Below are 26,732 nucleotides of genomic sequence, written 5' to 3'. Positions count from 1 at the left end.
ATCACTTCTATGTACCTGCTGAGTTCGAAACCAATTCGTCGACGGTTTGACTGAGTGGGCCTTGGAATCCCCGCCCACTTCACGCGGCGACGTGTCCGCGAACGTGTTTGCGAGGAAGAGTTTGCAGGGGCTCCTGGGGGCAGTTGTCCAACCGCGTTTTAGAATGTGTCGCCACCGCCCTCATTGTCGTAGCCGGTATTGTTTGAGGTGAAGCCGCTGTTGGTGCCGGTGTAGCCCTCGTCGAGGTTCTCGATGGAAAGGTTGTTGGAGACCGTTCCGAAGTTTTCAACCATGTCGATTCCGTCGTCGTAGTTTCCAGAGGCGTAGTTGTCGTCGAACAGGCTGTTGTTTTGGTTGAAGTAGAAGCCGTCCTCCAGGTTGTCGCTTGCGATGTTGCCGGTCATCTGGTCATCGTTGCGGTAGAATTGGAAGCCATCGTTGAGGTTGCTCAATGCAAAGTTGCCGCTGAATGTGCCGTAGTTTCCGGAGAAGTCATAGCCATCGTCGGTGTTTTCGATTGCGCTGTTTCCGGTCATCGTTGCGGCATTGTTGGAGAAGTCAAAACCGTCGGATCCGTTTTGTTGGGAGGTGTTGTCGTTGAAGTCGCCAAAGTTGTTTCTGAATACAAATCCGGCAAACGAGTTTCGTCCTGAATAGTTGTCAACGATGGAACCGGAGCTGTCGTTGAACACAAATCCGTTTCCGTAGTTCTCGTACGACGTGTTGTCGCTGATGGTGTCGTAGTTGTCCTCGAACCAGAATCCATCGAGGAAGTTGTCGAAGGCAAAGTTTTCGCTCACGGTGCCGTTGTTGGTCGTGATGCGGAAGCCTTCGGAGGCGTTGTCAGTGGATTCGTTTTCACTGAAGAGGCCTTCGTTGTAGACCACCGCAAAACCGGCGAACCTGTTTTCGGTGGCTTCGTTTTCGGTAACATCACCGTAGTTGGCACCAATCACGAATCCGTACTCCCCGTTCTCCATTGCACGGTTCGTCGACAGCGTTCCGTCATTGGATGTCAGATAAAAGCCAGAGAATGCGTTGTCTTGGGAGGTGTTTTGCGTCAGGGTCGCGTTGTTGTCGTCGATTTCGAATCCGGATCCTGAGTTCCATGCGGCGCGGTTGAGGCTCAGCGAACTGGCGGAGTCGAGTGCTGCGAATCGGAAGCCACTGTCGTCGGCAACAGAGACACGGTTGCTAAAGATTTGAACGTTGGTGAGATCGTCGTAAGTGGCGCCGTTGTAACTCGAGATACCATGCAGACCGCCTTCGATATCGAAATGTCCGATCCTGGTGTTGTCGGAGGCGACGATTACGGATTGTGTTTCGTCGCTGCCGTAGAGTTGCGTGGGCGTGCCAACGGTCGCGATGATGCCGGTGGCGGCGCCTCTGACCATGAAGCCGCCTCCGAGCAGATTTTGGCCTGACGGAACGATGATCGAATCGGTGGTGATGACTTCACCTGCGGCGCCATCGATGATGATGGTGTCCGTGGTCGCCGCCGCCACCGCCGCGACGAGATCATCTGTGTCGGCGTCAAGCATGGTGACGGATCCAATCGCGAAGTTTTGTTCCGCGTGCAGCGCGACTTCTTCGCCATCCGGCGTTGGAGTCGGTCGGGTAACGACATCGATGTCACGAACAATGACGTCGGTCATCCGCCGCTGCATGTAGGTTCGGCGGCGGGTCCGACCGCGGTCGGACCCGAGGGGCAGACGCATCGTGAGGATAGCAGCGGTCTGGCCGCCACGAACATCGTCGTGTTGGTATTGGGCGCCCACGGTCAACCGCGAGTCTTGTCCCATCCATGGCAAATCGTACGATCGCCATTCGGCGCGTAAGCGGGGGCCTGCGACGGTGCGGGCGCTGCTGGAATCGGTGTCGAAGTAATAGGTTCCGGCGAACCCGCGGATTTCACTATCGCACCATTTCTGCGCCCGCCAAAGCAACGCCCCCGCCTCGAGATCAAAGCCGTGGTAGGCACGCTCTTCGTTGTTTTGAACAACCAGGTTGCCGTTGCTGATGACGGCGGTCGGAGCGATCACTTCCTCGGCTCCCGATTCGGGAATGTAGAGGTTGCCGCGGAGTTCATAGTGGGCACTCAAGAGTTCCGTTCCGAGTGTTCCCTGAGAGAACCAATTGCCGTTACCGGATTGCTTGAGGTCGTAGAAACCGTAGACGCCCCAAATCCATTCATCTTCGAAAAGATGGCGAAACGCGAGCCCCGCATTGCCTTCACCGCCACCGACATCGGCGAACTGTCCGCGGATGTCCGCAAACAACAGGTTCTCGTCGTCAGACATCAACGGAATAAACATATCCGTGTGCAACCGGATGTCTTCATCGCTGGGGCGGGCACCCAGTGCGATATAAGCACGATAAAGCTCATTCGAATATGCCGAATCGAATGGCGGTTCCCCAGCCTGCAACTGCGATTGAGCGACCGAGGTGTTGCAAAGCAGGCAGCATCCCAGCAGCAGGAAGCATCGAACGATTTGTCGTTGAAGTTCGTGCACGGTTGTTTCCGGGATCGCGTACGGGGGAACGTGTACCGGGAAAATGGTTCCGGACATCTGTTCGGAGGTTACGCTGTTCAGTCGATCAGCAAGCGGGGGAGTCTAACCCCAACTTCTGTATCGGAATCCGTTGGAAACGATTGAATCGGATTTAGTAAATATTTCAAATCTCCACGGCAACATTTCCGGTTACGCAAAAGAGGTGACCGGATGCCGAGTTTCACGGGCGCTAAGCCGCGCCCGAGCGGAATCACCGAATCGGCCTAAGATGCCGACAGGATGTGGGCCCCGAGCGCCGGGCGGCTGGTGAAGCAGGAAGGTTCGATACTGGTTTCTGCTTTGTACCGACTCATCAATGCGTCCATCAGCGATTGGGCTGAATCCTTCTTGACGAGAGTCACGGTGCAGCCGCCGAAGCCGCCACCGGTCATTCGTGAACCGATCACGCCGCCTTCGGAGTCGATGTCGCGTGCAAGATCCACGAGCAGGTCGAGTTCGGGGCAACTGACTTCAAAATCACCGCTGAGCGAATCGTGGCTGGCGTACATCAGTTCGCCGACTTCGTCCCATCGGCCAGCCGAAATGGCGTCTGCGGCTTGGGTGGTTCGTTGGATCTCTCCGACAACGTGGCGTGCCCGTTTGTATTCCGGTTCGCTGAGTTGATCGCGGGCAGCTTTGACGTCATCCATGCAGACGTCTCGCCACGTCGATTTGCCAATCTTCTTAAGTGCCGCGTCACACTGTGAACGACGTTCGGCGTATTCGCCACCGTTGAGTTCATGTTTGACGTTGCTGTTCGTGATCAGCAGGACGACGTCGTCACTTCCGAAGGGGACAGCCGTAATTTCTTGAGAGCGGCAATCGAGCAGCATGAGTTCTCCGGCCTTACCAAACACGCTGCTGAATTGATCCATGATTCCGCAGGGAACACCCGCATAGACGTGTTCGGCCTTTTGGCAGATCAGGGCTTTTTCACGCATGTCGAGGGTGGTCGCAGTAGCGGCTTCGAGAAGGGTTGCGGTGGCGACTTCGAGCGCCGCGCTACTGGACAAACCACCACCGAGCGGGACGGTGGAATCGAAACTCACGTTGAGCGCAGGTGCTTGGCGAACCGACTGCTCGAAAACAGCCAAAACACCTTGGACGTAACAGGCCCAACCCGGTGCGGTCGGGTCATTTCCGGGGCTGTCTTTGCTCGACAGCCGACAGCTGGAGTCCATGCTGATGCTATGGAATTGAGACTGAGCTTCATTGTCGTCATCAGGACGTGAGCCCGCCATGACGATGTATCGCTCGATCGCCATCGGCAAAACAAACCCATCGTTGTAGTCGACGTGTTCACCAATCAGATTGACGCGGCCGGGCGCGGCGACGACGAACTCGGGCGGTTTTCCATACAGCGTTTTGTGTGTTTCGCGGACTCGATCGGCGAGTTCCGCGAGAGTTTCCGTCGTGATTTCGTTTTGGGCTGCAGTCATGAATGGCTTCTTTTTTTTTCCGATGCTCTCGCAATAAATTTGCCCGGCAAAAATACCCGTCCGCGGAATGATGGGGAGGTAGGACGGGGGGGCGGGACCAAACGCGTTGAGATTTTTTATCATAATCTAGTCAAGCGTGCTTCAACTTTTTGTCTTCCGCGACGTTTTGACGAGATTCGACAGACGCGAACCGGCCGGCGATCGTCGTCGGCAAGGGGGGCCGCGGTCACTTGACCCATTGGAGCCAGGCGTCGAAGTAGGCCGTCGGTGTGACGCCCATCCCCGCGAGGAACGCGTCATCAAAGCGTTTTCCGTCGCCGAGTTGCCGGATCACATTGTCGAAACCACGCCTTTTTTCGCGAGTGAGAAACGATTCGCAGACTGCCGCGGCGATCAGGTCGGCTCGCTCAGGGGCCAGTTTTCCGGCGAAAAATTCTTTGCCGGTTTTCAGGGTGCCAACCGCCGTGACGAGTTCCGACCGGATTTGGGCCAATTCGGCCCGGTCGCGTTTGGTGTCGGAGGCGGCCACGACTTTGCCGAGTCCATCGGCGAACCATCTCGGAATCGAGGACGCGCGGCTGCGGATGGCAAGGCTCGCGATCGGGGCGGCGAGTCGATCGGCGATTTCCTGTTCCTCATCGCTGTTGGATGCAACGACGGCCACGTAGGCTTGGATTCCGTCGTAGGACCAGTGCGAATCCCAGTCTGACGGCAGGCTGCGGCGTTCCACCATTTGAGCGAATTCGCTGTAGTCATAACGTCGTGGCATGACGTAGATCGACGCGCGACCACCAAAAAACGCTTCGGCGGCATCGCCTTTGCCAGCGAGTTCTTTGGCCGGGAGCACCATTGAGGCCCGCTGCAGGGCGGCTTCGGCTTGCTCGGCGACTTGCACGAGCGTGGGTTGGGGAACGTCTCCCCACAGCGCGAAGTGGTCGGATTGGTGAGTGCTGAGGCGATCCGTATTGCCTCCCGCGAGACTGAAGTCGCGGATCGCCAGTTCGCCGCGGCGGGCAGTGACCTCGGCGGGCGTGGCGGCGGCCAACCAAGCTTGTTGAGTCATCGTGCCGAGCGATTCTTCACGCAGGCTAGGGTCCACCGTGGCCCCTTCGTCGATCCATTTCGAGATCAACTGGATTTCGGCATCTTTGAGTGGCGGTCGTCCTCCGGCGGGCATTCGGTCGCCTTCGGTGCCGCGAAGTTTTTTCACCAACAGGCTGGCTTCGCCACGGCCGGGCTGGATAACGGGACCGCTGTCGCCGCCGCGGAAGAGTCTCGCCAGCGTATCCATTTGCAAACCGCCGCGGGTTTGCATGGCGTCGAGATGACAACCGGTGCAATTTGCGACCAGTAGCGGAGCGACTTGGCTGGCAAAGTCGACGGTTTCTTTCCCGGTCGGCGTGCCGACGCTGGGAGTAGGCGTCGCGTCCTCGGGAGCCTCAGCGGGCGTGGCGTCGGGGCGAAGGCTGGTCAGCTGAACCGAGGGGTCGTTGCCGTCGAATTTGGCTCCTTCGTTGATCCAGCGTTCCAAGATGGCCAGTTCGATGGAGCTGACTTTGCCGCCGCCGCGAGGCATGTCGCCCGTCTTGATGGTTTCGATCAGGCGGCTGCCGATGGTGTCACCGGCGAAGATCACGACACCCTCAGGCGGTCCTTTCATCAAGTCCGCGAACGTGGCGAGCGAGAATCCGCCTTTGCTGCCACGGATGTGGCATCCGCCACATTTGTCGGCGAGGATCGGTGCGACTTGTTTAACGAAGCTGACTCCGTTGACGTCCGGGCTGAACGGATTCTGTAGTGGGGGAGCGTTCGCGCCGCTGGGTGTTGGTTGCGACTCGGAATTCGCCATCGCGGTCGCTGCTTCGCGGGGACGCATCGGTGGCTGAAAGGGGGCGACCGCGACCCCTTCGAGCTCGATCAACAGGCGGGCATCGACGATCCGCTGCATCCTGGGCAACAGGGCGTCGTAAAGTTCTGGTGAGCCGGCACGTACCGCGACTTCGACCTGGTTCATCGCTTTTTCGAGCGATCGGGCGGACTCTTCGAAACGCCCCGCCGTGAATTGCTCTCCCGCCTTCCGCATACTGACGGTGATCGCGGTGATGGCCTGACGGGACCGCGTGTCGAGCCGTACGGGGTCGGTTTCCGCAGCACCTGCTGAGCCCAGTCCGAGCGTGAGAGAACCGATCACGCAGACCACGGCGAGAGTCATGGAGTGCATCGAGCGGCGGCAAGGACGAGAGGCGAGACGGTCGAAAAAACGGGGCATGGCAACCAGACAGAGAAAAGCGAGGCGGGAGGGAGGAGGCAGACAAGGTCGGCAAGTGGTTGGTGTGGGGACGTCCCCATCATAAACCGCAAACGCATTACGGTACAAAATGAACTCTTGCGAAGTTTGTCGGGGGGACATGGACGCCTGCCGTATTTGCCCGACGGGCAGGAGCCATTAGCCCCTTGGGGATTTAGCAAACTACTTCTAAACTGCTGAATTGGCCCGCACCGCAGATTTTCGGCGAATCCGATGAGCAACCGCGAAACAACCGCAGATCCCACCCTCGACTCTCCCCCCGCTTCGGCGACCTCGACCCGGTCGGCTGACGCTACGGAGGTCGTGTTGACCGACCAACGAATCTTAGTTTTGGACTTTGGTTCCCAGTACGCCCAATTGATCGCCCGCCGCGTTCGTGAGCAGCATGTCTACTGCCAGATCGTTCGCCACGACATCACCGCTGAACGGATTGCCGAATTGGCTCCCCGCGGAGTGATCCTTTCGGGCGGTCCTAACAGCGTTTATGAAGAAGGCGCGCCGCAGATCGATCCGGCGATCTTCGATCTCGATATCCCAGTGCTGGGGATCTGCTACGGGATGCAAGTCGCCTGTCAGGCGCTCGGTGGCAAAGTCGCCAACACGCCGAGTCGTGAGTTCGGTCGCGCGATGTGCGAGTTCATCGATCACGAATCGATCTTCCGTGGCATGAAAGACTCCGAACAGGTCTGGATGAGCCACGGCGACCAAGTTTCGCAAATCGCCGATGACTTCACCGTGATGGCGAGAACGGCGACCTGCCCGTATGCCGCGATTCGACACAACACGCGGCCCGTATACGCGATGCAGTTTCACCCCGAAGTGACCCACACGCCTCATGGTGGTCAGATTCTGCACAACTTCGTTCGCGAGGTTTGTGGCTGTGACGGGACGTGGCGACTCGAGGATTTTGCGGACGCTGCGGTCGAACAGATTCGCAAGCAGGTGGGTAACAAACGTGTGATCTGTGGCCTGTCCGGAGGCGTGGATTCGTCGGTGGTCGCGGCGTTGCTCTACAAAGCGATCGGATCACAGCTCTCGTGCATTTTGGTCGATAACGGGATGCTTCGTAAAAACGAACAGAAGATCGTTATCGAAGAATTCTCGAGCCACTTCAAAACGGACCTCCACGTCGTCGACGCCGAAGATCAGTTCCTCAGCGATTTGGCGGGTGTGGAAGAGCCGCAGGAAAAACGACGTCGCATCGGCTACGCGTTCATCGAGTGTTTCAAGGCGGAAGCGGCGAAGATCGAGGACGCCCATTTCCTCGCTCAAGGAACGCTATACCCCGATGTGATTGAGAGCGGAGCGGACAAGGATGGGCCTGCCGCCACGATCAAACTCCACCACAACGTCGGCGGTTTGCCTGAAGAACTCGGGTTTGAATTGATCGAACCGCTTCGTGACCTGTTCAAGGACGAGGTCCGCCGGTTGGGCCTGGAACTCGGGCTGCCTGAGCAGCTCGTGTGGCGACACCCATTCCCCGGCCCGGGGCTCGCGGTCCGGTGTCTCGGCGAAGTAACCCGGGAGAAGCTGGAGGTCTTACGCCAAGCCGATGCGATCGTGGTCGAAGAAATCGAGAACGCAGGATTGTATCGTCAGACGTCGCAAGCGTTCGCCGTGCTGTTGCCTGTCCAGAGTGTCGGCGTCATGGGAGATGCGCGAACGTATGACAATGCTGTCGCCGTTCGCTGCGTCAATACGGATGATTTCATGACCGCGGATTGGAGCCATCTGCCGTACGACTTGCTCGCTCGGATCAGCACGCGAATCATCAATGAGGTCAAAGGCGTCAATCGCGTTTGTTACGACATCAGCAGCAAGCCACCTGCGACGATCGAATGGGAATGATGCGATCGTCGGTCTCAACCGAAGCCGTTCCGTCGGTCTGCTGACGAGTCGGGGCATTTTAAGACTTGAGACCGGTGTGTCAGCGGAATTTGCGATGTCGAACTCCGTGACTGCATCGTAGAATCACGTTCCTCCGAGAATGTCTGCCGGTTGCGACCCATCCGCGTCGGCAGCCCAAATCCCGTCGACGTGCAACCACTGTTGACGACATGATCCAAGACGAATCACGCAGCGGCGCGTGAATTCGATCGAATGACCCCAAACTAAACTCACATTTGCAATCGAGAGGAGTGAGATCTTCGCCTAAAATTGGCCGCGAAGACGCTCGCCTCCATCCTTCTAGCCCTTTGAATAATTCGTATGGCCGGACAATTCATCTACCAAATCATCGATCTGACAAAGAAACATGCTCAGAAAAAGGTTCTTGAGAACGTCAATCTTGCGTTCTATCCCGGCGCCAAGATCGGCGTGCTCGGACCCAACGGGGCCGGTAAGTCGACGTTGTTGAAAATCATGGCGGGTACCGACACCGAATTCGAAGGCGTGGCCCGATTGGGGAAGGGCTATACCGTCGGGTATCTCGAACAAGAGCCGCCATTGGATCCGACCAAAACGGTCTTTGAGAACGTCCAAGTCGCTGTTGCGGAACGCCAGCAGGTGCTGGACCGGTTCAACGAGATTACCGGTTTGCTCGGCGAAGTCACCGACGACGACGAGATGACGAAACTGTGTGACGAGATGGCGGTGTTGCAGGACATCATCGATGCCAACAACCTGTGGGAACTCGACCGATTTGTTGAAATGTCGATGGCGGTGATGAATTTGCCACCGGGCGATGCTGAAATCACGAATCTGTCCGGTGGTGAGAAGCGTCGTGTTGCGTTGTGTCAGTTATTGATTCGCCAGCCCGATTTGCTATTGCTCGACGAACCGACCAACCACTTGGATGCCGAGAGCGTGTCGTGGCTCGAGCAGCACCTCGCCAAGTATCCCGGTACCGTCGTCGCGGTCACTCACGATCGCTACTTCCTCGACAACGTCGCGCAGTGGATCTTGGAGATCGACCGCGGCAAAGGAATGCCTTTCGAAGGCAACTACACCGCGTGGTTGGAGAACCGTGCCAAACGGATGGCTCTGGAGGAGCGTCAGCAGAAGGCTCGTGAAAAGAACTTGGCTCGCGAGCTCGAGTGGATTCGCATGAGCCCCAAGGCTCGTCAGGCGAAGTCGAAGGCACGGATCAAGTCGTACGAAGAAATGTCAGCGGAGACCTACGAGGATCGGCCAGACGAACTGGAAATCCAGATTCCGTCGGGCAAGCACCTCGGATCGTTGGTGATCGAAGCCGAAAAGGTGAACAAAGCGTTCGGCGACAAGGTGTTGATGAAGGACATGTCCTTCCGTCTGCCACCGGGTGGTATCGTCGGCATCATTGGACCCAACGGTGCTGGGAAAACGACGTTGTTCAAGATGTTGACGGGGCAAGAGCCGGTCGACTCGGGAACGATCAAGGTCGGTGAAACTGTGGATCTGGGATACGTCGATCAGTCTCGCGACAAGCTCGATCCGAATAAGACGATTTTTCAAGAGATCAGTGGTGGGCACGACACGATCGAAATGGGTGGGCGTCCGATGCATGCCCGTTCGTATGTTTCGCGGTTCAATTTCAAAGGTCCCGATCAAGAGAAGAAAGTCGGCATCCTCTCGGGTGGGGAACGCAACCGCGTCCACCTCGCTTCGCTTCTACGCAAAGGATGCAACGTGTTGCTGCTGGACGAACCGACGAACGATCTCGACGTCGATACGTTGCGGGCACTCGAGGAAGCGATCGCGAACTTCGCCGGCTGTGTCGTCGTGACGTCGCACGACCGTTGGTTCCTCGACCGTTTGGCGACGCACATTTTGGCATTCGAAGGTGATGGCAAGGTCGTTTGGTGCGAAGGCAACTTCGACACCTACGAACGCAATCGTCGCGAACGCATGGGGGAAGACGCCGAGGACACGTCAACGAAGGCACGCTACAAGAGCATCCACGCGGGGTAAGAGACGGGAGGCGATGCCCGCTTCTTTCCCGCCCCTCGTTAAATAATTCAAATGCGATAAAACATGGGGGTGCATAACGACGCGCTGCCGTAGCTGCGTCACTTTCTCTACACACTCATTACACACAACACTAGGCAATCGACACGATGACGATCCTACGAGTCGGTCCAAACGAAAAGTACAGCGATGGTTGGGAGGCGGCCTTTAGCGGCGGTTCCAGCAAGAAGTCGAAGAAGATTGGCGTGAAGGCAACGGCCAAAAAGGCCGCGAAGACCTCCAAGAAATCGGTCAAGAAGTCGGCCAAGAAATCGCCCGCTGTTAGCAAGAAGTCAGCTGTGAAGCCGTCGAAGAAATCGGCCGTTTCCGCAGCGGCGAAGTCGGCGAAAAAGTCCGTGAAGAAGTCAGTCAAGAAATCGACGGTCGCAGCTCCCGCGGCGAAAAAGTCGAAGAAGGCGGTGAAGAAGTCGGTCAAGAAGAGCGTCAAACGAACCGTCGAGAAAACGGTCAAGAAGGCTGCCAAAAAGTCGGCGAAAAAGAGCGTTAAGAAAACGGTCAAAAAGAAACGGGGCTGAGACGATCGCTGATCCACAGCGTCTCGGTTCTTTCATGAATGGCTCGTCGGGTGCTACCTAAAAATCATGTCTTCCAATCCTCATAGCGAACGTCCGCAGGACTCGCCTCGCCGTGAGGACTCTGGCACGATGCAGCAGACGAACTCACCTCTTCGGAACATTTTGTCGGCAGAGGATTTCGAGGTAACTTGGCGGGCCGCACTTGAAGGACCTTCCCCCCAAGGTCACGAGGCGTTGCGTAGCCTGCTCGGCTATCTGACGTTTTCCTCGGGGCCGGCTGCGCCTGCGATTTTGAAGGCGTGGAACCGTGTTCACGATGAGGCCGCCGGTGGGGATGTGCTCTCGGGGCCGCCGCCGTTTTTGATCATTCGACACTGGTTGGAAGAAACGACCGAGAAAGTCGGAGCCGAGTCGGCCGCGTTTGCTGACGTGTCGCGGCCACGGACCGTAATCCGCGTGTTGTGGTCCAAGCTGCTGCCCGCGTACTTAGACTTCCATCGCGACCTGCTGTTTCATCTCGAGCCAGAGATCATCTTTAATGGCTTCTTCCTCGCGAGATGTGCCGAAGCGATTCTCGAACATGTCGGTGAGAGTGATTCGATCGATGATGAGCACGCACTCGTCGAGCGAGTGATCTCACAGCTCAACGATTACGTCGGCTATCGACCGGTCGCGGTGCTCGAGAACCGTGCTTGCCAGCCGTATCCGCATGAGTTCGTGCGTCCGATACCGGTGATGATTCACGACGCCGGAATTTCAGCGGGGCCGTATCGCGAGATTATTCGCCGCGCCCTCCGCGCGATCACCGAAGCACCCGAGAATATCTTGCGTGCCGCCGCGATGGATCCGTCGCAAATTCGCGAGTTGTGTCTGGACCCGCGTGCGTACGATTTCGATCATCCGGTCAATCGTCGTCCCAACTATCACTTCGGTGGATGGGATGAGCGGTCGATCGACAGCGATGGTCGTTACGATCGTTTTATCCTTCGCACTGTGACGTTGGATTCCCTGTTGCAACGGCTCGACGAAACGCCTGATCTGCCGCGAAACGAATTGCTCGAGGAAGCCGCGTCGGTACTCGCCGGCACGATGTTGATGGCCTCCGGGGTTTCCGGATGGGGACCGGGGGCGTATTCGAGCGACGTGACGCTGCGGTCGTTGATGGTGCCGATCGCGAACTACCGTGACGAGTTTTACCGCTGGCGGATCTCGCAGATCGGTGGCGAACACGGCAAACGGTTGTTGGCGGAATCGGAGACGCGGCATCAGCCATTCGGCGCCGCACGTCAGCATCTCAACGCTTCGTTGGCTCGCAGCCGTGCCGTTCAATTGCAGCACGTGCAGTTGGCCCGTATCTATGCCCGAATGGGATACCCCGACGCTGCGGCGAAGCAGGCCGATGTGGTTTCGGCGGCATCGGCGAGATTGATGTGTCGAATCGATTGTGGCATGACGCTCGGCCTGCGGGCGTTGAGAGCTGGCGATCTTGAGCAAGCCATCAAAGTTCCCGAAGCCACGTTCGACTTGATCCGTCGCGCGATCGAGTGTGGTGCGTTGATGGACCCGTGGGATATCCTCGGATTCATGGGCAATTTCAGTTTGTATCCGGGGATCGAAAACACGATTCACGACTCTCGGCTGGACGAATTGCTGTTCATCATTGAGAGCTTGTTCGGATACATCGCGCGAGTTTGGAGCGAAGCGGCGGCTCGCGACGACGAGGCGGCGTACGACCGCATGGACAGGCAGTACCGTGACATCGCCGAATGGTGGAGAACGTTCGCGGCGCACACGGTGGAATCGGTTGATGCGACGGATCCGTGGGAGTCCTATGAATCAGCCCGGCTCGTCGCTCAGGCACTTCGGTTGTGGCATCGCGGCGGCGCACGGCATGGCGACATCGCGTTCTGGGCACCGCATGCGGATTTGTTCGATTCGCCTCGTGCTTACATGTTGGTGATCTCGGCGCTGCTCGAACGCAAGGACTTTGTGCCCGCACAAGCGTTGTTGATTCACTGGCTCGGACAAGCCGATCGTGTGGGGCTGCGGAGCGGCGCGAGTTCGCTGCCTCGGCTCGCCGAACGTTGGCTGTTGCAGCTTCGTGCTCACATGCGTGACGTCCCCTCTGAGTTGTGGCCGCGGGTGAATCGGTTCTTCGATTACCTCGAAGCCAACGCGGAATCATTTTGGTCGGCGCCTCGCTTCGAAGTGGGCGACGGTTCGATGACCAATCATTCGGCTGACGATTGGGAACAAGAACTCGCGACTGCTACGGACGATTTGTTTTCCCCCGGCGATGAAGACGAGTCGGAAGAAGGGCTCTTTGACGCGGCCTACGAAGGGATGATCTATCGCGACACGACGGATGATGGCAACGAGGGAGCGATCTTCGATACGAGTGGCGAATCCGAAAGTGTCGACGAGTTAGAAACCGAGGTCAAACGACTCGGCGATCGTCTCGATTTCCTGCAAGCCCTTGCGAGAATGTGGGCCGTTGGTGCCGACGTCGCGATCACGCATCAGCAGTTTAGTAAAGAGTGTGCCGGCTCCGACGCAAGCTCCGCAGATGCCGCCGACGCGGAGGGGCAGCTCGATGCGGCTCATCGTGAACAACAAATCGAATCGTTGAAAGCGTGGGCCCGCCGAGCGGTCGAAAACCGAATCGGTTTATTGAAGCTTCTGAGCGATGTGCGGGCTTATAAGATCAAGCCGGCTGGCACCGATAACGAATCGATGCGGTCGTATGATCGACGTCGTGTTCTTCGTGACGGACTGATGGAGCGGGTGATCGAAACCGCCGTCGAGATGTCCGACGCCCGGCGACTGATCAGCAGCGCGTTGTGTGCCTTGCAGGGAGAGTTGTCGGCGGATCTCGGCGAAGAATTTGTTGAAGATGACGCCGGCGCGATCGAGTTGTTTGCGGCGTTGATCGGTGGCGATTCCAAACGGGCTCGGGCGACTTTCCCGGGGTTTGTCGATTCGATCATCCAACGCAATTTGCTTTACATTCCGCTATCTCGAGGCGGCGATCCGGTCAAGATTTATGTGGCTCGGCTTCGTGAGCGGGTGCTACGGCATTTGCTGCATTGGATGCCTCGTCGCGGGCTGATCACCGAAACGTGCCGATTGATCGAGACGGCGCGGCAGATGGAACAACGCAATCCGATCGGCGCGGGCGCCGTGACGGAGTTCGACGGTTTGTACCGGGCCGGGTACCGTTCGCTCGTCGGCTCGTTCTCGGAGTCAGTGTTGAATTGCATGTCTCGCGAGGCGTCGGGCGGGTCGAAATCAGATCCGACTGGGGCGGCTTCGCCGAAGGCAGCGAGGGCGGAGAAGCCATTTGGTATCTCGGTGGTGGCTTGCGCCGGCGGAAGGCAGCTCACGGCGACGGATCAACATCAGATCTCGCAGACGCTGATCCCATTGCTCGAAAAGTTGACCGAAGTGATGCTCGGCAGTTGGCTCGCCCACAGCCAGACGTTGCGACTCTCGCCGCTCGAATCGGTCAGTGATGCGACCAAGTGGAAACGTTTGGTGAGTTTTATCCAAACGTTTGGTGACCCCCTTTTCACGCAAGGCTTTCTGCAGCTCAGCAACATTCGTGCGGTCTTGCACCAAGGTGTTGAGAATTGGCTCAGTCGGGCGCTCGAAGACGGTGACGATTTGCTCGACGACACTGAGCTGATGCGTGCGATTACGGAGGGACGGATCGAGCTTTCCGAAGCGGCTCACTGTGTCACGTTGGTGTTCGAGTCGTTGATGGATCACCACGCGGAGTATCAGGACTACAACAGCACGACGACGCAGAGCGATCGCGGGGAAATGATTTATACGTTCCTCGATTTCCTCAGGCTGCGAGCCCGATACGAACGTGTTGCGTGGAATCTCAAGCCGATCATGTGGACGCATCAAGTGCTCGTGCGAATGGGGCTCGATGAAGCTGCGTTGGCGTGGCGGCATAGTCTCAATGAACGGATCGCGGCGGAAGCGGAGTTGTATGTCAAGCGATTGCGAGAACTGCAAAAACGTTATTCGATGCGAATGCCAACCGTGGCGGATCGCTTGGAAGAACGATTCGTGCAGCCGATGACGATCGATCGAATGCGAGCCTTCATCGCTCCTGCCATGGCCGATGCGGAAGCAAACCGCGATCACAGCATGGCGTTTGAAATGCTCGAACACGAAGCCACGCTGCTTTCGCGGACCCCTGTCGGTGTCGGCTTGGACTTGCCGCCATGGCTGAGTGCGTTGGATAAAGAGGTCGAGAAAATCGGCAAGCGAAATCTGGCGAGTGAGATCGATTTGCAGGATCTGATCACGATTCCTGTCAGCCCGCTGACGCTCGACGAACTGCGCACGCAACTCGCGACCGCGTCCACGCAAGGCCGCCGGTTGCCTCACATGCGACGGAAGTCCAAATAGCAGCGAAGGCAGCCGTGGCTTAGCTCGATCCGGTCTCGCTCGAGCTCAATCGCGAGGTGAAATTTCCGGTTGCGGTTTTGCGTTGACGAAAACGTCGCGCCCAGAACGCACCGATCTGTAGCAGCAATCCGAAGCAGCTGATGAGACCGATCAGCGAGATCGCCTGCATGTCATCGCGTATCCATAACGGCAAACTGATGAATGCGATGAGCAGCGGTATGTTGGCCACTTCGAACCAAAATCCCTTTTTGAGAATCATGCATCCGACTCCGATCCACGCGACTGCCCAAGGCAGGAATGCGGCTGATGACAACTGATAACCGTCGGTTTGTTGGGCATCGAAGGCTCCACCGGCGATGAAGAAGATCCATGTCATTGGCGTGATGATGAAGTAAGTCCCCAGCATTTCGGTCGCGTGTGAGGGATACCATTTGACGAAACGTTCCAGCGGAGTTGGCGGACGCGCCAAGATCGGTTCGTAGTTCACAAATCGCAACAGGTCGTCGCGTAGATCGGCAGCGGTTTGGTATCGATACTCAGGTTGCTTCTCCATGCATTTCAGGATGATCGTTTGCAGGTCGAGATCGACCGCTGCGTTGAGACGTTGGGGAGGCGGCGGTGGATCGTTCATGACCTGCAGCAAGAGCATTTGAACGGTTCCGCGAAACGGTCGTTCGCCCGTGACCATTTCATAGAGGATGACGCCGAGCGAATAGATGTCGCATCGCGAATCGGCTTCGCGGCCTAACCCGGCGGCTTGTTCGGGAGCCATGTAAGCGGCCGTTCCCAACACGTCTCCCTCTGACGTGACCGCGACTTCGTTTTCGAGATCTTTGGCGAGGCCGAAGTCGGTGATATACGCCTTGCCTTCCATGTCGGTCAGGATGTTGCCGGGTTTAAGATCGCGGTGAACGATTCCTTTGCCGTGGGCATGGTGCAGTGCGTCGGCCAAATCAGCGCATACCGCTGCGGCTTCGATGCAGGAAAAAACGCGTTGTTCCTTTTTGACCTCAGCCAGGCTCGGGCCATCGATGAACTGCGAGACGATGACGGGAAGGTCGCCGTCGATCAGGCAAATGTCGTAGACCGAAACGATGCCGTCGTGGCACAGTCTCGCGGCGGCTTGCGATTCGCGAGTGAAACGTTCACGGATATTTCCGTTAAAGAATTTGGCATGTGGGATTTTGAGTGCCACCGTCCGACGCAGCTGCGTGTCGTAGGCACGCCAAACGACACCGAACCCGCCGTGTCCGAGTTGGTGGTTGAATTCGAACCGTCCGGTTTTCCGCAACGATTCGGGAATAAGGGATTGGCCCTGAACGCCGTCCTTGGATCGTTTTTCAGATAGGCGAGTCCTATCGGAGTCGGGCGGAAGGGTCTTGGCGGCAAACTCGCGATAGGCGGCATCGACCGTGTCGAGATGGTCAGGAAAGCGTTCGAGGTAATGCCTCGCATCCGGCAAAATGGCGGCTTTCTGTTTCCAGTGCAGATCAATCTGCAATAGTTCGGTGAGCAGCCGCTGCGGATCGACGGTGGTGGCTTGGCTGAGAAATGCTTCGATCGCGGGTTCTTGTCCGGTTTGATAAGCAGTTTCAAACCGGTCGCAGATTTCTTCGAGTTCGTCTCGGATGGGGACGTCACTCATAGAATCGTTACCACCGTTACATTCGCGTGTGGTTTGGGTAAAGTCGTTTGGATGGTCGGAAAAGCGAGAAAGACTTCCCGGCCGATGGGCGAAAATGGAGCAAGAGTTGCGATAGCCGGATGAGGTTTTCCGGTGTGAGGTTTCTCCGCAAGGCAGACATTATGAGTGCAATCTCGGCTCCCGTCCAACAGGTTCTGCAAGCACGTCAAGACGCGACTCAAACCAAGATCGATGTCGCGTTGCTAGGGAAACAGCTCGATGTGCAGCAGCAAACCGGTGACGCGATCAATCAGATGATCCGCGAAGTCGTTGACGTGCAGACGCAAATTTCTCAAGGCCACATCGACGTCCGCGCCTAGCTCGGTTTCTGGCCGGTTGATTGTCCAACACGATCTCGGGGCGAACGGGTTGCCAAACGGAGCGTCGATTACGGCGCGCTGACCTGCGCCGGCGCGATCACTTGGGCGTCCTCTTCGTTGCCGCTCCACTGGGGCAACTCGACCGACGCGGCTCGCCATCCGGGGTGAACGAGTTTGGCGGTTGCCTCGCCGTTTGCCGATGATTCACCGATCCAGCGATAGCGGGCCGCGGTGGCGCCCGCGGGAACCGTGACGGTTTCGTTCTCTTTGGCGTCGACGAGTTTTTCGATCTTGAGGATCCGGTCGAGTGATTGTCGGCATTGTTTTAAGCACGGACGCGCCGCCGCACCCACTTGGGCGTCCTGATACTGATCGAGGTCTTCGTGGATCAAGTCGATCAGTCTGGCGTCACGCTGCAGCGTCGCAAGCAGTGTGATTGCGGGATTTTGGGCCGGTGATAGTTTGCGAATGGGCTGCGTCTTTTTGGTCGATTCGGATAGTTCCGCAGACGCTTTTTCGAGTCGCGGTACGGCATGCTCGTCGAGTGCCACCGCTATCCGTTCGGCGGACGCTTGATCGAAGAGTGCTTTCCAGAATGCTCGCAGTGCCAAGCCAAAACGCATCGCGTTTCCTGTTGTGTGAGAAGTATGCCGAAGTCGCGAACGGCTTCGGCCGCTTACGGGAAATTCAAACTCGACGCGAGTTTGATGATGGCCGTTCGACTAGGTGCCGATCGGTTCGGTGGTCGATTTTGATGCGGACAAGCACTTACCGATCTGCCGGACGGCTTGCCGCAAACGGTGTTCGTTTTCGACCAACGACATTCGCAGGTATCCCTCACCGGCGGCGCCGAATCCGCTGCCAGGGCTCACCGCGACGTTGCCCTCTTCGAGCAACTTCATCGCGAAATCCATCGTGCTCATCTTGCTCCGCCAAGGTTCGGGGACTTGCGCCCACACGAACATACCGGCCTTTGGCGGCGTGACTTCCCAGCCGAGTCGACGTAGGCCGCTGACCAAGACATCGCGGCGGCCCTGGTAAATCTCCGATTGCTGGAGCACGTAGGCTTCGGTGTCTCGCAGGGCTACGATCGCCGCGATCTGGATCGCTTGGAACATGCCATAATCGTAATAGCCTTTGATGGTTCCCAGGCCGCGAACCATTTCGGAGTTGCCCGCGCAGAATCCGACTCGCCATCCGGCCATGTTGTAGCCTTTGCTCATCGTCGTGAATTCCACGCCGACGTCTTTGGCACCTGGAGCGGCCAGGAAACTCGGCGGCATGTAACCGTCAAAAGCGACATCGGCGTATGCGAAGTCATGAATAACCAACAGGCCGTACTTCTTGGCGAGTCGAACGACCTCCACAAAGAAGTCCGGTTCGATTACGGCAGAAGAGGGGTTGTGTGGATAGTTGACGATCAGCACCTTCGGTGACGGCGTCAGGTTTTCGCAGGTGTAGGCCACGTTGCGGAGGAATTTGTCCGGGTCGGCGACTTCGAGAGCCACCACGTTGCCCGACGCCAGAATGACTCCGTACATGTGAACCGGGAAATACGGCGACGGGATGATCGCGGTGTCGCCGGGGCCCATCAGGGCCAAGCACATGTGAGAGAAGCCTTCCTTGCTGCCCAAGCAGGCAATGATTTCCGACTCGGGATCGAGCCGCACGCCGTACTTGCGGTAGTACTTGCTCGCCACTTCGCGACGAAGGTTCGTGATCCCGTTGGATTTGCTGTAACCGTGGTTGGTGACGTCGGCTGCAGCGTCGTTGAGCTTTTGGATCACGACGGGGTCCGGCGGATCCGATGGGTTGCCCATACCGAGATCGATGACGTCGTCGCCGGCGCGCCGTTTCTGATAGAGCGAATTGTTGATCCGGCCGAACATGTACGGGGGCAAACGATCGACCCGCGAGGCGAACTTCACCTCGAAAGGGTGAGGTACCGGATCGGTTGTCGGAGAACCGATTGCGGGTGCATCGATGTTTGGAAGATCGGGATCGAAGGTGTCACTCATGGAAGGCTGAGCTGGGACGATAGGGCATGGAAATGTCGGCCGCGTTCTCAATGGACGCGGACCTGATTAGCGGTATTGTCACACGTGTCGGCCGGTTCGGTGTAGGGGGTAAGTCCTCTATTTTTGAGGCTACCAAGCCGATTTGGCGACTTTTTGTGGATATTCCCTGGGATTCAGCTCGCTCTAAAGAGTTAGCCGGATGAACCAATCGCTGAGTGTGATCGCCCCGATGGCCACGATCGCCCACCCGATTCGATAGGACGTGGTCGTCGAAGGAAGGCGACCCGTCCAGAGAACTCGCCCTGCCAGAAACGCGATAACGGGTACCAGAAACGCGAGCAACGTCCCTCCGGTGTTGGACTGAAAACTCGAAATCCACTGACCACGCGTCCAGTGGCTCCAGGACGTCGTCATCCCACAGGCCGGGCATCGGATGCTGAAAAGCACCCGCATCGAACACGGCGGCAAACCGAGTTGCTGGTGAGTGCCGAGACCTTGCGTGGCCGGCGTTAACGTGCGGGCGACCCCGAGCGGCGTCAGCGTGACCAGCATGACCAACAACGCGGCCACGCGGAGCCGCAGTTGCCCGGGCGGAACTTCGCCGACAATCGGATCGGGATCGACTAGCTCAGCGTATACGGGGGTTTCGTCTACCGTTTCCGTCTCAACGGGTTCCGCATCGACGACCACCGGGGCGACGGAATCCACCGTGTCAATTTCGTCTGCGACGGTTGGTGGAGGTTTTGAGATGGGTCGCGACGGTTCGATCGAACTCATGTGCCCCGCCGGTTACCGTACCATCGAATTTGCATGCGGTCGCAGTACTGAAAACCGTTTTGCTCCGCCCAGGGCGTGAGCCAGTCCGCGGCCGCGTCGAGTTGTTCGACGGTGATGCCTTGGGGCATGATCCACACGTCGTTGGCGGGCACTTGAAGGTCGTCGACGACTCGAAGAATTTCGTCAAATTCGTCGGCCGAATCCACCACAAATTTCACTTGGACCGCGGGCGATCGCGAGATCAGGTTTCGCATGGTGTGGACCGGCATCCGTCGCCGCTCGTGCAACTGCGACCATTTCGGATGTTGGGCCGCGTCCGGGGTGCTGGCGCGGAGTTTCGGGCTCAGCGACAGCAGATCGGAGGGGAATTCGACGTCGACCGTGCCCGCGGTTTCCACAGTCACGTGCATGCCGGCGTCTCGGAGGGCGGTTGCTAATTCGGAGAAACCGGCGGCAATCAGTGGTTCCCCGCCGGTCAGGACGACGTGGCGGACGGGGGAGGTCGTGGTGTGAACGGATGCCGAATCGCCGTGGAGGGCGGCCTGGGAGTCTGTTTCAGTCGACGCGGGAAGGCGGGCGTTGACGGCCTGTTCGACGAGGGAATCGATTGAAAAACGCTCGCCTTCTGGGTTCCACGACGCGTACGGCGTGTCGCAGAACCAACACCGCAAGTTGCAGCCGCTGGTGCGGACGAAGAAGCTCGGGATTCCGGTCAGACGCCCTTCGCCTTGCCGACTGGTAAAGGTTTCAGCGATCCGTAGTCGTGTGGCCGGTTCGACGAGGTGCAGCCCGGCCGGTGCAGCGTCCCCTTTTCGCGAGGAAGCGTCCGGGTACAACAACGCGGGCGTTCCCTGTTCTCGTTCTTTCAAAATTTCGAACCGTTTGACTATCAATCTAGTGAATTCCAACCCTTCTGAGTTCCGAGACATTCTCGAAGTCTTCGATAACCCGGCCCCTCAGCGTAATTTTACGATCGAGCATCACTGCCCTGAATTTACGTCCGTTTGCCCGAAAACCGGCCAGCCAGACTACGGCACGATTGTATTCACCTACGTGGCCGACAAAGTTTGTGTGGAGCTGAAGAGTTTGAAAATGTACCTCCAGCGGTTTCGTAACGAAGGCATCTTTTATGAAGCCATCACGAACCGGATTCTGGACGACTTTGTCGCCGTCGTCCAGCCTCGCCGCGTTCGGGTGGAGAGTCGCTGGACTCCCCGTGGCGGGCTCAACAGCAACATAATCGTCGAGTATCCCGACACGCCGCTGAAATAAACTCCCCGGTAGCGGGCCTGGGTTGCCCACAGATCTGCCTTGCCCGCTGGTCCTGCCCGCTGTTCTACGGCGACGCACACTCACAGGCTTCGGCGATCATGTCGACGGCCCGATCGATTTGTTCGCGGCTGGTCGTCCAGCCGACGGAGAATCGCAGAGTCCGGCCGATCTGTTTGTCGGTCCGCCCGATTGCTCGGAGAACTCTCGTCATTTCATCCGGAGGGCTCTCGGATTGGGCGCTTGCGACGACGAGTTGGCGGGCCGCTTTTTGAATCCGTTTGGCGTCGCACCCCAATTCGATGGCAACCGTGTTGGGGAGCCGCTCGGCGTGCTCGGACAAAACCGTGAGTTGGCTGCCGAGTGTCGAACGCAGCCCGTTCGCTAGACGCTCGCACAGCTCCTGCAGAGTGGTTTGGGCTTCGTCGACGCACCTCGCCGTCAGCGAGGCCGCTGCACCGAGACCGACGATGCCCGGTACGTTCTCGCTGCCCGCCCGCAGCCCCATCTCTCGCGATTCGCCGTATGAAATGGGGTGCAAATCCAAGCCGCGTCGAACAAATAACGCGCCGACGCCCTTCGGTCCATAGAATTTGTGTGCCGACAAGGACAACGTGTCGACTCGCAATTGGTTGATGTCGATCGGTAGCCGGCCGACCGCCGCGGTCGCGTCGCAGTGCACACGGATACCATGGTGATGGCATCGGTCGGCCAGTTCTCGCACCGGTTGGATCGTCCCCACGACGGAATTGGCCAGCTGCAAGCACGCCAGTCGCGTGGTGAGTTCGAACCGCGATTCGAATTCATCAACGGAGACAACACCCTGCGAATCACAGGGGACCAAATCGACTTTCCAGCCAAGTAAACGGAGGTGTTTTGCGGCCGCCATGACGGCTTCGTCTTCGATTTCGGAAATCAACGCGTGTGGTGGCGGCACTTCCCGGTTGCAGGGGTACGAGGGCAGCAATGCGTGCGGCTCGCCGCCGGCGTGGCACAGCATCGCGGCACCGAGCACGCCGAGATTGTTCGCTTCGGTGCCTCCGCTGGTGAAAACGACCTCAAAAGGGTCGCACCCGAGCAACATCGAGACGCCCTCACGGGCATTTTCGATCGCTTCGCTGACCGCCGAAGCATGCACGTGTGACTGCGAAGGCAGCATGAAGTGCGTTGCCCAAAAGGCCTGCATCGACTCGATGACCGAAGGGGCCACGGGCGTCGTTCGGTTGAAGTCGAGGTAGATCAGCGACACGGGCGATTTGCAAAGCGGATTCGGGAATGGGAGCCTAAGGTGCCCAGATTAACTCCGCCGCGTCTTTGTTCCAGCCGGATGTTTGTTAACGAGGCTTCTTTTTTCCGTTCTTTGCGAGCCGCTTCATCTTCTTGACTTCGTCTTTGGCCACGACCCAGCCGCGGCAATTTCTCGCACCACACTGGCAGCGAGGGTTCCAATCGAAGGCTTCCCACGCGTAATCGAACGTTAATTGCGTTTCGGCTTCGATGTTGCAGATCGCCACCACGCCCAGCGAAGTCTTCGTCAATTGGATCAATTCACAATTCGGGCTGCAGGAATGGTTCATGAACGCCCCCGGGGTGCTCGGTTCGAGATACCATTTGGTATCCAGGTCCATGACGTACTCGCTGCCCTCGTAGCCCTTCTTACTGATTAATTGGCCGGTGACTTCCATGACCAATTCGCCAGGCAGGAACTGGCGGACGGCGTAGACCCCGTATCCGCATTTGCCCGTCGAACGCACTTCCACGTCATCGTCCCAATAGGAGCGATAGGAGTAATCCTTGTCGACGACGGCTTGCAGTTTTTTACGGCGTTGTTTGTCCAAGGTGATCATGCAAAAGTATCGGAGGGAGAAGTGGCAATTGCAAAACGCTTGCCTGGTTCGGTTAGTGTCGTCGCCACGATGTGCTGACGCCTTCGAGGAGGAAGACGCGCACAGACGGGCGTTGGAGAACGGAGGGATGGGCAAGTGTGGCGGGCGCCCAAATTGCCTCGTCCATTCCGACGACGGTTTGCTAGTTTCACCAAACGATTGCCAAGCGTCAACGCAACAATCCCCGGAATTGTCGAATTGCCGATTTCAAAACGAATCTTTACACGCAACGAACTTCTCGGCATACTCCCGAACATCTCAGTGCATCGCGTCTGCCGCCCGAAATGGAGCGGCTTTTTTTGTCGCGGCTGTGTCTTTGTTGTTGCTTCATTTCACGTGATCCGAATTGATAATGAACACCCTCGCGGTCAATCAGTTGTCGACGTATCGGTGGGATCTCGAAGAAGACGCGCAGGCGTACGCCGCCCATGGGTTTGCTGGCATTGGCTTGTTTCGGCCCAAACTCGATGACTTCGGAATCGAACGATGCATCGAACTGCTCGCCGAATTGAATCTGTCGGTAACGTCGCTGAGTTGGGCGGGCGGTTTTACCGGGAGTGATGGACGCGGATTTATTGACGCACTTCGAGACGCGATGTCCGCCGTGACCGACGCGGCCAACTTACGTGCCGAGACACTGGTGGTCTTAGCCGGCGGACGCAACAACCACATCCGTCGCCACGCACGACGCACGCTGTGCGAGGCGCTCGCTAAGATCGCAGTCTTTGCCGAAGAGTTCGGCGTGCAGATTGCGCTCGAACCGTTTCATCCGGGATGTGGAAACGAATGGTCGTTCGTCAACGATCTCGAATCGACCATGCAAATCATCGACATGGTTGGCAGTCCCAACCTCGGCTTGGTGCTCGACACCTATCACGTCGGGATGGACGATGATGTGTTGAGATGGTTGCCGCACGTTTGCGATCACGTTCACCTGTTGCAACTCGGTGATGGACGGCACAGCCCGCTCGGTGAGATGAACCGTTGCCTGCTTGGCGAAGGTTGTGTGCCGATTAACGCGATCGTCCACACGCTCCTCGATCATGGTTATCAAGGGCCGATCGAAGCGGAAGTGATCGGCGAAGATGTCGAGCCGCTCGAATATGAAATGGTGCTCGACCACACCCGCCGTTACCTCGATCAATTAACCGAATCGAAAGTTCATTAGATCCCTTCGGTTAATCACGACGGGTTGTGGGTTATCCCGCCGCAGGTTCTGCGGGTTTCTCTGAATCCATCCACACGACGAGCGCCGGCAGCAATGTCAGATTGGTGATCGCCGAGAGCGCGAGCGTCGCCGCAACGAGCAACCCGAACGTTGCCGTCGGAACAAATGGGCTGCTCACCAAGACCGCGAACCCGATCACAAGCGCAGCGCTGGCGAGCAAAATCGGTGCACCTAAGTCAGCGGCCGAATCAACCGCCGCTTCCGATGTTGATGAATCGATCAAGAGTCGACGTTGGTATCCGCTGAGGAAGTGAATCGAACCGTCAATCGATAATCCGATCGAAACGGCACCGATCATCGCGGACCCCAAATCCAATTGACCGCCGAAGATTCCCATCAACGACAAGACCGCCAAAATCGGCAAAGCGTTGACGATCAATGCCGCAATCGTCAACGACAGACGCCCGGTTACGAGCCAGATCAACAGCCCCACGGCAAGGAGGGCGACGGCTAACGCTTTCCATTGATCGCGAATCAAGCTCGCGACCAAGCGAGACATCAAGACTGAATAGCCTGTCACGACTTTATCGTTGCCGCCGTTGTCCAGCTCGGCGCGTGTCAACTCCGCACCGCCCGGCCATGATTGCACCGTACGACGCACTTCGCTCATCAGCGCGGTTTTGGCTGGTCCGGGTAAAGACTCGTCGCTGCGGAGCATGATTCGCAAACGTCGGGGGGCCGTGGGAGTTGATGAATCGTTTGCCGCCGTGTCCGGGAACGTCAGCAACGCTTCGGCAAACGTCGGGATCGCTGCACGCATTCCCGCCAATCGCACATCGGGTGTCACGAAGGAAAGCATCGTCACTTGGCTGGCTACCGCGTCGGCATCAGCGAGACTGAGAACTTTGCTCAGCCTGACTCTCGTGACAGGTGGCGTGGCGTTGGACTTTGGGGATGGGGCGGCAACGTCGACTTCGATTTGACGCAGTCGTTCCTCGAGTTCACGAACACTTTCGAAATAAGCCGGCGTAATTGCTGTCGGTGCCGGCAGGGTCACGTCCCACACGCCTGCTCCACCCAAGCGTTCTTCGACTCTCGAATAAGCTTGGACGATGGAGCTGTTTTCGCGAAAGTTGTCGAGGAAGCTTGAGTTGGTTTCTAACCGCATGACGTACGCGCCGGTGCCTACTAAGGCGATAATCGAAGCGATTCCCAATGCCATGCGATGTCGCACGCTGCCACGAGCCAACCGACTCAGCCGTGGTGATTGCGAGTATTCCGCGCGTGTCCGAGACGGCCGAATCCGCAAGAAACGTTCGGGCAAACTCAGGACCATCGGTGAGAATAAAACCAGCGAAAGCAGGACGCAGCCCGCCGCCGTTGCGGTCATGAAACCGAATTCGACGACCGGTCGGACTTCCGAAACCATCAATGAGGCAAAGCCCGCCATGTCGGTCAGGCAGGTGCACGTAATCGGTATCGCAAGGGTTGAGATCGTCCTGACCAAACTGACGCCGGGTAGGTGGCAGCGGACGGCGAGGTGCATGATCGCCGAGACCACGATCACCGCGACCAGAGCCAGCAGGATCGCGGAAACGAGTGACAGTTCGACGCCGGACGCGACCATGACCGACCGTGTCGCGACGGTCGACCAGACGATGCAAACGGCCGCCAAGACGACGATGCGAAGATCTCGCAACGTGATCAGGATCACCAAGCAAAGCAGTCCGATCGTCCCGATAGCCAATCGCCGTCCATCGGCGATGATCAAGTCGAATGCGTCGTCGAGCAGGACCGGTTCGCCCACCAACATCGCTTGGTATTGTTCGGGCAGCCCTTGCGCGAAACGTCGCAATCGTCCTACGGTTCGACTGACGTGATCGGACGCTCCATCGGTGGCCGGTTTGAGCATCACGACGATCGCAGCCGTCGTTTCGTCACGACTGTGTGTGTAGCCCGAAAACAGTTCACGGAATTGGTTGGCGATCGGGTCCTCGTCGCGGAACAAGGCGACCGGATTCTCATCCGACGATGTCATCAATGAGAACGAGAATTCGGGTCGCAAATACTTAAACGCGTCGACCAGCTTGGCAACCGACAAGACACCTTCGACCCCCGGCATCTGTTCGACGTGTTCGGTCCATTGGCGGTTGCGAACCAACCCTTGGGTCGTCATCAGGTCGTCATCGTCGTAGACCAACATGACCACGAGATTGCCGCCGAAGGTCGACTGCAAATCTTGATAGGCGATGAGGGTTGGATCGTCGGCGGCGAACATCGACGCCAGCGACCGGTTCATCGTCAGCCCCGACTGAAAGTACGCCAGGGGCAAAAAACTCAGAACGCCTACGAACAACCATAGCAAACGCGTTCGCACGAGTCGTTGGGCAAAACGTTCGAGCGAACGGGCGAGCAGGGAGAGACTCCTC

Annotated in this window: 18 protein-coding genes; 7 read left to right on the top strand and 11 right to left on the bottom strand. The window is 57.9% G+C overall.

The window, feature by feature from the left end:
- Window positions 1-158: 158 nt before the first annotated feature.
- The 3 genes from NB063_RS26350 to NB063_RS26340 form a co-directional block, all read right to left on the bottom strand.
- The gene (locus tag NB063_RS26350; protein WP_250932042.1) at window positions 159-2,513 is read right to left on the bottom strand and encodes a right-handed parallel beta-helix repeat-containing protein; all 2,355 of its coding nucleotides are present in this window, start codon (window positions 2,511-2,513) and stop codon (window positions 159-161) included.
- Between the two features lie 263 nt (window positions 2,514-2,776).
- Window positions 2,777-3,991 carry a galactokinase gene (gene galK / locus NB063_RS26345; protein WP_250932041.1) on the bottom strand — a complete coding sequence of 405 codons (1,215 nt, stop codon included), beginning with the start codon at window positions 3,989-3,991 and terminating at the stop codon, window positions 2,777-2,779.
- A gap of 226 nt (window positions 3,992-4,217) precedes the next feature.
- On the bottom strand, window positions 4,218-6,203 hold the full coding sequence (locus NB063_RS26340) for a c-type cytochrome domain-containing protein (protein ID WP_250932040.1): 1,986 nt from the start codon (window positions 6,201-6,203) through the stop codon (window positions 4,218-4,220).
- A 309-nt stretch (window positions 6,204-6,512) separates the two neighbouring features.
- On the opposite strand from NB063_RS26340, the gene guaA reads away from it, so the two are divergent.
- The 4 genes from guaA (at window position 6,513) to NB063_RS26320 (ending at window position 15,181) form a co-directional block, all read left to right on the top strand.
- Window positions 6,513-8,147, top strand: coding sequence for a glutamine-hydrolyzing GMP synthase (gene guaA / locus NB063_RS26335; RefSeq protein ID WP_250932039.1), 1,635 nt, complete (start codon window positions 6,513-6,515; stop codon window positions 8,145-8,147).
- 360 nt (window positions 8,148-8,507) lie between these two features.
- Window positions 8,508-10,187 (top strand): energy-dependent translational throttle protein EttA, encoded by a 1,680-nt coding sequence (ettA, locus tag NB063_RS26330; RefSeq protein ID WP_250932038.1) that lies wholly within the window; start codon window positions 8,508-8,510, stop codon window positions 10,185-10,187.
- 146 nt (window positions 10,188-10,333) lie between these two features.
- A complete protein-coding gene (locus tag NB063_RS26325; protein WP_250932037.1) occupies window positions 10,334-10,759 on the top strand; it encodes a hypothetical protein in 426 nt (141 codons plus the stop codon).
- A gap of 66 nt (window positions 10,760-10,825) precedes the next feature.
- Entirely contained in the window at window positions 10,826-15,181 is a 4,356-nt protein-coding gene (locus NB063_RS26320; protein ID WP_250932035.1) for a hypothetical protein, read from the top strand.
- A gap of 19 nt (window positions 15,182-15,200) precedes the next feature.
- Here NB063_RS26320 and NB063_RS26315 read toward each other — a convergent pair whose 3' ends face one another.
- Window positions 15,201-16,826 carry a serine/threonine-protein kinase gene (locus NB063_RS26315; RefSeq protein ID WP_250932033.1) on the bottom strand — a complete coding sequence of 542 codons (1,626 nt, stop codon included), beginning with the start codon at window positions 16,824-16,826 and terminating at the stop codon, window positions 15,201-15,203.
- Between the two features lie 161 nt (window positions 16,827-16,987).
- Here NB063_RS26315 and NB063_RS26310 point away from each other — a divergent pair, with 161 nt between their 5' ends.
- Window positions 16,988-17,185 (top strand): hypothetical protein, encoded by a 198-nt coding sequence (locus NB063_RS26310; protein ID WP_250932032.1) that lies wholly within the window; start codon window positions 16,988-16,990, stop codon window positions 17,183-17,185.
- 68 nt (window positions 17,186-17,253) lie between these two features.
- On the opposite strand, the gene NB063_RS26305 is transcribed toward NB063_RS26310, so the two are convergent.
- The 4 genes from NB063_RS26305 to NB063_RS26290 form a co-directional block, all read right to left on the bottom strand.
- Complete coding sequence (locus NB063_RS26305; protein ID WP_250932031.1) at window positions 17,254-17,808, bottom strand: DUF2760 domain-containing protein; 555 nt, start codon at window positions 17,806-17,808, stop codon at window positions 17,254-17,256.
- 99 nt (window positions 17,809-17,907) lie between these two features.
- The gene (locus tag NB063_RS26300) at window positions 17,908-19,203 is read right to left on the bottom strand and encodes an aminotransferase class I/II-fold pyridoxal phosphate-dependent enzyme (RefSeq protein WP_250932030.1); all 1,296 of its coding nucleotides are present in this window, start codon (window positions 19,201-19,203) and stop codon (window positions 17,908-17,910) included.
- 183 nt (window positions 19,204-19,386) lie between these two features.
- Window positions 19,387-19,980 carry a DUF2752 domain-containing protein gene (locus tag NB063_RS26295; protein WP_250932028.1) on the bottom strand — a complete coding sequence of 198 codons (594 nt, stop codon included), beginning with the start codon at window positions 19,978-19,980 and terminating at the stop codon, window positions 19,387-19,389.
- Window positions 19,977-20,870 carry a 7-carboxy-7-deazaguanine synthase QueE gene (locus tag NB063_RS26290; protein ID WP_407652729.1) on the bottom strand — a complete coding sequence of 298 codons (894 nt, stop codon included), beginning with the start codon at window positions 20,868-20,870 and terminating at the stop codon, window positions 19,977-19,979. The genes NB063_RS26295 and NB063_RS26290 overlap by 4 nt, the downstream gene beginning before the upstream one ends.
- A 7-nt stretch (window positions 20,871-20,877) precedes the next feature.
- Between NB063_RS26290 and queF the strand changes: the two genes are divergently transcribed.
- On the top strand, window positions 20,878-21,252 hold the full coding sequence (queF, locus tag NB063_RS26285) for a preQ(1) synthase (RefSeq protein WP_250932025.1): 375 nt from the start codon (window positions 20,878-20,880) through the stop codon (window positions 21,250-21,252).
- A 64-nt stretch (window positions 21,253-21,316) separates the two neighbouring features.
- Here queF and NB063_RS26280 read toward each other — a convergent pair whose 3' ends face one another.
- Both NB063_RS26280 and NB063_RS26275 read right to left on the bottom strand, forming a co-directional pair.
- On the bottom strand, window positions 21,317-22,498 hold the full coding sequence (locus NB063_RS26280; RefSeq protein WP_250932024.1) for a cysteine desulfurase family protein: 1,182 nt from the start codon (window positions 22,496-22,498) through the stop codon (window positions 21,317-21,319).
- A gap of 85 nt (window positions 22,499-22,583) precedes the next feature.
- Window positions 22,584-23,096, bottom strand: a complete 513-nt coding sequence (locus NB063_RS26275; protein WP_250932023.1) for an SET domain-containing protein — start codon at window positions 23,094-23,096, stop codon at window positions 22,584-22,586.
- A gap of 391 nt (window positions 23,097-23,487) precedes the next feature.
- Between NB063_RS26275 and NB063_RS26270 the strand changes: the two genes are divergently transcribed.
- A complete protein-coding gene (locus NB063_RS26270; protein WP_250932021.1) occupies window positions 23,488-24,303 on the top strand; it encodes a sugar phosphate isomerase/epimerase family protein in 816 nt (271 codons plus the stop codon).
- Window positions 24,304-24,334: 31 nt separating this feature from the next.
- On the opposite strand, the gene NB063_RS26265 is transcribed toward NB063_RS26270, so the two are convergent.
- Window positions 24,335-26,680, bottom strand: a complete 2,346-nt coding sequence (locus NB063_RS26265; protein WP_250932020.1) for an efflux RND transporter permease subunit — start codon at window positions 26,678-26,680, stop codon at window positions 24,335-24,337.
- Window positions 26,681-26,732: the final 52 nt, after the last annotated feature.

The sequence above is a fragment of the Aporhodopirellula aestuarii genome, from assembly GCF_023701485.1.
Classification (GTDB): domain Bacteria; phylum Planctomycetota; class Planctomycetia; order Pirellulales; family Pirellulaceae; genus Rhodopirellula; species Rhodopirellula aestuarii.
This window is presented reverse-complemented; position numbering and strand designations above follow the sequence as displayed.